The organism is Mesorhizobium sp. M4A.F.Ca.ET.050.02.1.1 (assembly GCF_003997725.1).
GTDB lineage: Bacteria > Pseudomonadota > Alphaproteobacteria > Rhizobiales > Rhizobiaceae > Mesorhizobium.
Map to the genome: position 1 here is coordinate 1 of NZ_RZSG01000182.1, position 9,135 is coordinate 9,135.

General features: G+C 63.1%; 9 protein-coding genes. 3 read left to right on the plus strand and 6 right to left on the minus strand.

The window, feature by feature from the left end; translation table 11 throughout:
* Positions 1-68 precede the first annotated feature (68 nt).
* Both phoU and EOA33_RS14565 read right to left on the minus strand, forming a co-directional pair.
* Positions 69-794: a phosphate signaling complex protein PhoU gene (gene phoU / locus EOA33_RS14560; protein WP_126056597.1), complete on the minus strand. Its 726-nt coding sequence runs from the start codon at positions 792-794 to the stop codon at positions 69-71.
* Positions 795-905: 111 nt separating this feature from the next.
* Positions 906-2,171, minus strand: a complete 1,266-nt coding sequence (locus EOA33_RS14565; RefSeq protein WP_127405936.1) for an ATP-binding protein — start codon at positions 2,169-2,171, stop codon at positions 906-908.
* A 160-nt stretch (positions 2,172-2,331) separates the two neighbouring features.
* On the opposite strand from EOA33_RS14565, the gene ppk2 reads away from it, so the two are divergent.
* A complete protein-coding gene (ppk2, locus tag EOA33_RS14570) occupies positions 2,332-3,237 on the plus strand; it encodes a polyphosphate kinase 2 (RefSeq protein WP_127405937.1) in 906 nt (301 codons plus the stop codon).
* Between the two features lie 148 nt (positions 3,238-3,385).
* Here the strand turns inward: ppk2 and EOA33_RS14575 are convergent, their stop codons facing one another.
* The 3 genes from EOA33_RS14575 to EOA33_RS14585 form a co-directional block, all read right to left on the minus strand.
* Entirely contained in the window at positions 3,386-4,135 is a 750-nt protein-coding gene (locus EOA33_RS14575; RefSeq protein ID WP_126056600.1) for an enoyl-CoA hydratase-related protein, read from the minus strand.
* 12 nt (positions 4,136-4,147) lie between these two features.
* Complete coding sequence (locus tag EOA33_RS14580; protein WP_126056601.1) at positions 4,148-4,786, minus strand: acyl-homoserine-lactone synthase; 639 nt, start codon at positions 4,784-4,786, stop codon at positions 4,148-4,150.
* Between the two features lie 98 nt (positions 4,787-4,884).
* Positions 4,885-5,616: a LuxR family transcriptional regulator gene (locus tag EOA33_RS14585; RefSeq protein ID WP_126056602.1), complete on the minus strand. Its 732-nt coding sequence runs from the start codon at positions 5,614-5,616 to the stop codon at positions 4,885-4,887.
* Between the two features lie 291 nt (positions 5,617-5,907).
* Here EOA33_RS14585 and EOA33_RS14590 point away from each other — a divergent pair, with 291 nt between their 5' ends.
* A complete protein-coding gene (locus EOA33_RS14590) occupies positions 5,908-6,723 on the plus strand; it encodes a transporter substrate-binding domain-containing protein (protein WP_126059248.1) in 816 nt (271 codons plus the stop codon).
* A 152-nt stretch (positions 6,724-6,875) separates the two neighbouring features.
* Here the strand turns inward: EOA33_RS14590 and EOA33_RS14595 are convergent, their stop codons facing one another.
* Complete coding sequence (locus EOA33_RS14595) at positions 6,876-7,286, minus strand: tellurite resistance TerB family protein (RefSeq protein ID WP_126056603.1); 411 nt, start codon at positions 7,284-7,286, stop codon at positions 6,876-6,878.
* A 156-nt stretch (positions 7,287-7,442) separates the two neighbouring features.
* Between EOA33_RS14595 and EOA33_RS14600 the strand changes: the two genes are divergently transcribed.
* A complete protein-coding gene (locus EOA33_RS14600) occupies positions 7,443-9,092 on the plus strand; it encodes a lysine--tRNA ligase (RefSeq protein ID WP_127405938.1) in 1,650 nt (549 codons plus the stop codon).
* Positions 9,093-9,135 lie beyond the last annotated feature (43 nt).

The following is a 9,135-nucleotide window of genomic DNA, read 5'->3' on the forward strand; positions in this document are numbered from 1 at the left end:
CTGATCAGGATTCAGGAACGTTCGCGGGAGCTTAGCCTAAATTAGCACGGCGTTCGAGAGGCCATCGTTCACTTCACCGGCAGCGTGCCGGGAACAGCGATCTTGTCCGTCTTGTCACCCTTCGGCCGCTCGGCCGGCATCTGGTCGCCGGTGACGATGTAGTAGATGGTCTCGGCGATGTTGGTGGCGTGGTCACCGATGCGCTCGATGTTCTTGGCGCAGAACAAAAGATGCGTGCAGGGCGTGATGTTGCGCGGATCTTCCATCATGTAGGTCAAAAGCTCGCGAAACAGCGAGGTATACATGGCGTCGATCTGGTCGTCGCGATCGCGCACGAAGCCGATCTTTTCCACCGAGCGCGAGGCGTAGACGTCGAGCACTTCCTTCAGCTGCGTCAGCGCCAGGTCGGCCAGGGCCTCGAGGCCCCGGTACAGGCTGGTCGGCTGGCGTCCGTCGATGACGGCCGCCACCCGCTTGGCGACGTTCTTGCCGAGGTCGCCGACGCGCTCGATGTCGGCGGAGATGCGGATCGCGCCGACGATCTCGCGCAGGTCCGTCGCCATTGGCTGGCGTCTGGCGATGATGACGATCGCCTTGTCGTCGATCTCGCGCTGCCCTTCGTCGAGGGCCTGATCGTCCCGGATGACCTTCTGGGCGAGGCCGGGATCGGCATTGACCAAGGCGGTGATCGCCTGCTCGACCATGCGCTCGGCATGGCCGCCCATCGCAGCGATGCGCTTCGACAGGTATTTCAGCTCTTCGTCATAGGCACTGATGATATGCACGGACTGCATGAACGAATGCCTTCCCGGGGTCTTTTTGACCGAGTCGCTTCCTCAATCTCCCGCTGATACGCCAGCCGGATGACAGAAAGAAGAAACAGCCAGTTAGCAAATAGTACTGACTCAGCGCGCTGGCAAATGGACCGAGAACGCCGCGCCTTTGCCGACTTCCGACTTGATCGACAGCCTGGCATTGTGGCGCGTCAGTATGTGCTTGACGATCGACAGGCCAAGGCCGGTGCCCTTCTGGGTGCGGCTGCTTTCGACGTCGACGCGGTAGAAGCGCTCGGTGATGCGCGGAATGTGTTCTTCGGGGATGCCCGGGCCGTAGTCCCTGATGGTGACGTCGATGCCCGGCTCGGGGCCGGTCCCGTCGCGGGCGATCGACACCGTGACACGCCCGCCCGACTGGCCGTACTTGCAGGCGTTTTCCAGGAGGTTCTCGAAGACCTGGAAAAGCTCGTCACGGTCGCCCGGCACGTCTAGCGGCCCGTCGACGAAGTCGCGCTCGATGACGACGCTGTTCTCACGCGCAAGAGGCGCCAGCGAGTCGATGACGCTGTCGATGGTCTGGCGAAGATCGACCTCGGTTCCCGGCTTCAGGTAGGGCTTCATCTCCAGCCGCGACAGCGACAGGAGATCGTCGATCAGGCGGGCCATGCGGCCGGTCTGGTTCTGCATGATCTGCAGGAACTGGTCGCGCGCCGCCGGATCGCCGCGGGCCGGCCCGCGCAGCGTCTCGATGAAGCCCGAGATCGAGGCAAGCGGCGTGCGCAACTCATGGCTGGCATTGGCGATGAAATCGGCGCGCATCCTGTCGATCCGGCGCGCCTCGCTCTGGTCCTTGAACACCAGCACATAGAGGTCGGTGGCATGGCCGACAGAGGATGCGCTGACACGATAGGCCCGTTCGACCGGCAGCTTCTCGGTGTAGTCGACCATGTCGGATGCGACGGTCCCCGACAGGACGCTGTCCAGCAAGGCCTGCATTTCGGGGGCGCGGAATTTCAGCGACAGCGACATGCCCGGCGCAAGGCCGCCAAAGGCGGCGAAAGCGGCGGCGTTGGCGTGGACGATAGTGGCGGTGCGGTCGAAGATGATCAGCGGATCGGCGACAGCGGCCGCAAGGTATTCGCCAGAAAGCCGCTGCAAGCCGCCTGCTTCTATTGCCGCTGCGTCCTCAGTTGACCGGCGCGGGGCGCCCGACGGCAACAGCGCCGCCGCCACCAGCAGGGCAGTCGCCGCCACGAGCACATAGGCCGAAATGCCGGCAAGGCCATAGACGGCGAAAACCGCGACGATGCCGGCGGCAAGCAGCCAGCGACTCCCCCACAGCCGGACGGCCACCGGTTGCGCCGTGCCCTTCTGCTCCGCGTTCAGCTCAGCCATTCGCGCGCTCGCGCCCCATGCCTCTTCCCCGTCGCCGGTCGCGAAAACTTCCGCTGGACCGGCCTGGAGTGCTACAGCGTCATTTGCGCATCCAAACCGGGGCGCGGCGCCGTTGAGGCTCCCAATAGCATGAGTCCGCAAGCTGGAAAGGTTCGTCTCGATGAAAAAAGCCAAGGCAAGTCCCGCCCCGGCACCGGCACAGGGTCCGCTGAAAATCACGGTCGACGGCAAGGAGCGGGAGTTCGACATCGAGAATCCGGTGCTTCCCGACTGGATCGAGGACAACAAGCTGACCGCCGGCGGCTATCCCTACGACAAGAAGATGAAGAGCGAGGAATATGACGCGACGCTCGAGCAGTTGCAGATCGAGCTGGTCAAGGCGCAGGCCTGGCTGCAGGCGACCGGCAAGCGGGTGATGGCGCTGTTCGAGGGCCGTGACGCCGCCGGCAAGGGCGGCACGATCTTCGTGCTGCGCCAGTACATGAACCCGCGCACCGCGCGCAATGTGGCGCTGACAAAGCCGACGCCGACCGAGCTCGGACAGTGGTATTACCAGCGCTATGTCGCCCATTTCCCGACATCGGGTGAATTCGTGACCTTCGACCGTTCTTGGTACAACCGCGGCGGGGTCGAGCCGGTGATGGGCTTCTGCACGCCCGAGCAGCACGAGAAATTCCTCGACGAGACGCCGCATTTCGAGCGGATGATCTGCAACGAAGGCATCCACTTCTTCAAATTCTGGCTGAACATCGGCCGTGAAACCCAGCTCGAACGTTTCCACGACCGCCGCTGGAGCCCGCTGAAGAACTGGAAGTTCTCGCCGATCGACGTCGCAGGCATCAACAAATGGGACGACTACACGAAGGCGCGCGACCTCATGGTCGAACGCACGCACAAGGAGTTCGCGCCCTGGATCGTCGTGCGGGCCAACGACAAGCGACGGGCGCGGCTGGCTGTGATCAGGCGCATCCTGTCGTCGCTGCCCTATGACGGGCGCGACCTCGAAATCGTCGGCAAGGAAGACAAGAAGATCATCGGCGAAGGGCCATCATTCCTGGAGAAGTAGGTCCCATTTCGCCGACGATACGGGGCTGGCGGTCCTAGAGCCGGATGATTTCAGGTCGAATCGACCTGAAATCTGAATCCGGCTCTAAATCAAAGAGATAGAGCATGATGTCGTCCGAAAACCGCGTCACACTTTTCGGCATCATGCTCTAGGCCGCCAGCCGGGCGATGCGCTGCAGCCGCTTCAGGGTGGTGTCGTCCTGCAGCGCCTGCTGGAACAGCGATATCTCCTGGTCGATGCGGTCGCAGAGCGCGTTGGTGTCGCCCTTGAGCAGGCCGCGCGTCTGCAGGAGGGCTGCGACCGGCTTCTTGGCAAGCTGCCTTGCCCTGAGAAGGGCCGCGTCCTCGGCGCTGCCGTCGGCGACGATCTCGCCGACCAGCCCGAGCGCCTTGGCGTCCTCGGCATGAAGGGTGTCGCCCAGGCAGAAGAAGCGGAAGGCCCCGGCATAGCCGAGCTTCTGCGGCGCCAGGATGCTGGTTGCCGCGTCCGGCACCAGGCCGAAATCGACAAACGGCACCCGGAACGTGCTTGCGCTCGAGGCGATGACCATGTCGCAGTGGAACAGGATGGTGCAGCCGACACCGACGGCATCGCCGTCGACGCAGGCGAGCACCGGTTTCGGAAAGGTGGCCAGCGTGCGGAACATGTCGGTGACGGCGGCGATCAGCTCTCGATGCTTGGTGGCGTCGAGGAACTCGGAGAAATCGCCGCCAAGGCAGAAGCAGCCTGCCAGGCCGCGCAGCACGACGACGCGCACGTCATCGTTGACGGCGGCTTCGTGGAAGGTCCTGGCCAGGCTGGCATAGGCGCGCCTGTCCAGGACCGGCCGGCCATCATGCGAGGAGACAGTGACGACCAGCGTGTGGCCGCGTAATTCTGGTTGCGGGTGGATACTCATAACAAACTCCAATCACGATGCCTGCCGCAGGCCGAGCCTGTCGGGATAGCCCCTGGCCAGCACAGGGGCGAAATGATTGCGGCGCGCGCGCACCACGTCCAATGTGTGTTCGGTGAAGGTGAGCAGCGTGGCCACGACCTGTTGATTGCCGTAGGTACGCTGGTAGCCAAGCGGGGTCGCCAGGAAATGCAGTTGCAGCGCGCGCAGGACCCACATCGGCTCAAACTCGATGATGACCTGGTTGACGTTGCGCTTGAGTCCCCATTCGACGAAGCCGGCGATCAGCTCGGTGCCGACCGTCGACACGCCGCGCTTGCCATCGCGGAAGCCCGGCGCCACGGCATAGCGCGTCAGCTCCCAGATGCGAGGCCCCGAGGGCGGCGTGCCTTCATAGAGATCCTGCAGCACCTCGGTCAGGAGATGGGCCCGGGTCGTCGGCAACATCCGCTGATAGCCGGCAAGCTCGCCGTTGCGGATGACGAGCTGGTGCACCGCCTCGTCATGGTCGAACTGGTCGATCTCGAGGCCGTCCGGGCGTTCGAGATCGGTCCAGCCCATCTCCTCGACGAAGATCTTGTAGCGCAACCGGTGGACGGCTTCCCAAAGGTCGGGGCGCTCCATCAATTCCTGGGTTGTTAGGGAAAAAAGCATTAGCCGTCTCCTGTGTCCAAAAAGGAAGATACGGCCGGGCATTCCCGAAAAAATTACGCGATCGCGTAGGCAAGAATTTCTAGGCCGGCACGGCCGACCTAGCTAATATAGCCGCGCCTAATCGCTTCCGCGACGGCTTGCACCCTGTTGACGGCACCGAGTTTGCTTTTGGCGTTAAGAAGGTGTTTCTCGGAAGTGTGTTCTGAGATGCCTAGAATTTGAGATATTTCCCATTCGGACTTGCCGACGGCGGCCCATTGCAGGCATTCGCGTTCGCGCGGAGTCAATTCAATATGATCGATGGTCTTGGCGGCCATGGTGTGAATTTGCATGGCGCGGCCGATCGCATAGGTCGCCACCAGCGACACGATTCCGAACTCCGACTCGGACAATTCAACAGCCTCGCCGCCCAGCGACACCATGACGATCTGGCCGTCGAGCGTGATCAGCGGAAAAGCCAGGCCGTCGCGCAGCTTGAACTCCCTGGCGTCGCCCATCACCTCGCCGCTGCTCTTGTCGATGCGGATGCCTTCCGAAGCCTCCCGCCACTGGAACGGCGCCTGAAGCTGCTTCATGTGACTGACGACGGGATCGTGATCGACGTAGTTGCGCGCCACATAGCGCTCCAGCCACTCGCCCGGCCAGTCGCAGAGCAGGACGTGGTCCTTCTGCTGGCCGCGCGGTGTGCCCGGATGCGGAACCGTTCCAGCCATCAACGCCGTCAGGCCGAAGTTCGACGTGACGCCAAGCAGCCTTTCACAAACCGCGGCCGCCGTGTTGGCGTGCTGCAGCTGATCGATGTATTCCAGTGTGCGATCAAAATGACCCATCGCAACATCTACCCCATGTTGCCTTCCGCATCAGAGATCGATGGTAGATGCCTGACCCGCGCTTCGCCATCAACCCCGGATTGCAAAGCTGCTCCGCTTTCGTGACCGGCCGATTGCCCCCCTTTCAGCCGGCACCGCGGAGCTATTTGCAAACTCCCTAAACCATACGCTTAAATTCACAGGTTGAAATCAAAAACCATTGTGCCGGCGTGATTTTCGTACGAAAAGCCCAAAGACATGACTGGGCGGAGTCTTCTTGTGACATTGCGGCGGATAGTTATCGCCCTGTCGATGCTGGTGGCGGCGCAGTCTTTTGCCGGCATGACATTTGCCGCCGAGCCGCAGGTGCCGGTGCTCTGGGACGCCAAGGAGCGGCTGCCGAAGCCGGACCTCTCGGCGCTGCCGCGCCTCAGATTCCTCACCACCACCGATTTCCCGCCGTTCAACTTCCTGGATGGCGGCGGCAGGCTGTCCGGTTTCCATGTCGACCTGGCACGGGCGATCTGCGCCGAGCTCGGCATCGCCGAGAAGTGCCAGATCCAGGCGCTGCCCTGGGGCGAGCTCGACGAGGCGCTGCAGAAGGGCGAAGGCGAGGCGATCATCGCCGGCATCGCCGCGACAGCTGAAACGCGGTCCAAATACGCCTTCTCGCGATCGTACCTGCAGTTTCCGGCGCGCTTCATCATGCCGAAGGCGAAGGCCTTTACCGAACCGATCCTCGACAAGCTACGCAGCAAGCGCGTCGGCGTCGTTGCCGGCTCGGCGCATGAAAAGATGCTGCGCGACTATTTCGGCACCGTCCAGGTCGTCCCCTTCGACACGCCGGAAACGCTCTACGGGGACCTCAAGGCCGGCAAGATCGATGCCGCCTTCGGCGACGGCATGCGCTTTGCCTTTTGGCTAGGCGGCACCGACGCGGCCGGCTGCTGCCGCTTCGCCGGCGGGCCGTACCTGGCGCCCGAATATCTGGGCTCGGGCATGGCGATCGCCACGAGGGCCGGCGATCCGGCGCTGGCGGCGGCCATGGACTATGCACTGCAGGAGATTTCGGTGAAGGGCACCTTCGCCGAATTCTATCTGCGCTATTTTCCGGTCAGCTTCTTCTGAGGACTGCAGCACGGCCAGGGTTTGCTGAGATTCAGGTCAGGACGAGCCGAAGTGGTGGGTTCCGAGAATCGGAGCGGACTAAAAGTACGTGAGCACCGGAAGCGCAGGAAACCGCCATTTGCAGGCCGGCCTCACCTGAATATCAACAAAGCCTAGGTGAGTGTGCGCAGGCGCGCCTTGGCCGCGCGGGCGATAGCCGCGACAGTCAGCGTGTCGAGATCGAGCTTGAGGCGGATGAGCTGCAGCACTCGCACCTCCTCCATGCGCATTTCGAGATCAACGGCGGCGACCTCGAAAGCGGCGGCATAGGCGGTGTCGCGCAGCCGCTCCGGCAGCGCCCCTGCAACGAGTTCGAGCACGCCTTCCAGCCCGTCCTCGTCGTGCAAAGCCTTCTGGCAGGCCTGGGCAACCGCCACCAGCCTGTCCTGGTTGAAATCCACAAACACCGGCCATGAACGGACGACGTCGCCGATGCGTGCAAGCTCGACATCGGTCATGTCGCGGTCGGAAGCCGAAGTGATGACCATGAGGTAGATCAGGGCTTCGTGTGGCGTCAAAGGCATTCAAGACTCCATGATGATAGGCCCGAAGGTAGGGTCGCCACGTGGGCGCCGCAAGGAAAACCACCGCAAATCGTTGACGCTCCGGCTAGTGACGCCTAGAGACCGGTTGAAAACCTACTTGTCGCGAAGGCCGGCACATGACGTGGAAGCAGTGATATGACGGGATCAAACACCATCGATCTTAATCCCGAGATGCTGGCGGCGGCTGCCGAAAGCAAGGCCTGGCCGTTCGAGGAAGCCAAAAAGATCATCGCGCGCTACAAGGACGCCGACTTTCCCGAGACGGTGCTGTTCGAAACCGGCTACGGCCCGTCCGGCCTGCCGCATATCGGCACGTTCGGCGAAGTGGCGCGCACGACCATGGTGCGGCATGCCTTCCGGGTGCTGACCGAAGACAAGGTCAAGACCAAGCTGCTCTGCTTCTCCGACGACATGGACGGCATGCGCAAGATCCCCGACAACGTGCCGGATCGCGACGCGCTGGGGCCGTACCTGCACATGCCGCTTACGTCGGTGCCCAACCCGTTCGGGGGCGACTATGCCAGCTTCGCCGACCACAACAACGCAATGCTGTGCCGCTTCCTCGACACGTTCGGCTTCGACTACGAGTTCGCCAGCGCGACGCAGTACTACAAGTCAGGCCGCTTCGACGAGGTGCTGCTGCGCGCCGCCGAGCGCTATGACGAGATCATGGCGGTGATGCTGCCGACGCTGGGCGAAGAGCGCCAGGCGACCTATAGCCCGTTCCTGCCGATCTCGCCGAAGAGCGGCCGCGTGCTCTATGTGCCGATGAAGCATGTCGACGCAAAAGCCGGCACCGTCACCTTCGATGACGAAGGCACCGAGACCACGCTCTCGATCAGGGGCGGCAAGGTCAAGCTGCAGTGGAAGCCGGATTTCGGCATGCGCTGGGCCGCGCTCGGCGTCGATTTCGAGATGTTCGGCAAGGATCACCAGACCAATGCGGTGATCTACGACCGCATCTGCAACATCCTCGGCGGACGCGCGCCGGAGCATTTCGTCTACGAGTTGTTCCTCGACGAGAACGGCCAGAAGATCTCGAAGTCGAAGGGCAACGGACTGACCATCGACGAATGGCTGACTTATGCTCCGACCGAGAGCCTCGGGCTATACATGTACCAGCGGCCGCGGCAGGCCAAGAAGCTCTATTTCGACGTCATCCCGAAGGCAGTCGACGAATATTACAGCTTCCTCGGCGCCTACTCCCGGCAGGACTGGAAGGAGCGGCTCGGTAATCCGGTCTGGCACATGCATGACGGCAACCCGCCGGCCATCGACCTGCCGGTGCCGTTCGCGCTGCTGCTCAACCTGGTCAGCGCCTCGAACGCGCATGACAAGGCAGTGCTGTGGGGCTTCATCTCTCGACACGCGCCGGGCGTGACGCCGACGACGCATCCTGAGCTTGATCGGTTGACGGGCTACGCGATCCGCTACTTCGACGATTTCGTGAAGCCGACCAAAGTTTTCCGCGCCGCCGACGAGGTAGAGCGCGATGCACTGGCGAAGCTTTCCGACGCGCTCGGCGCGCTGCCGCAGGGCGCCGACGGCGAGGCGATCCAGAACGCGGCGCTCAACGTGGCGCGCCGGATCGATCGCTATCAGGATCATTCCAAGCAGAGTCCCGAAGGCGGGCCGGGTGTTTCCGTCGCCTTCTTCCAGATGATCTACCAGGTGCTGATCGGGCAGGAGCGCGGACCGCGTTTCGGCTCCTTCGCCGCGCTCTACGGCATCGCCGAGACGCGGGCGCTCATTGAGCGGGCGCTGGCCGGTCAGCTAGCGGCGTAAGGACGCCATCTTCCGCCGGCAAGATCGAATCCGGCGCGGCGGG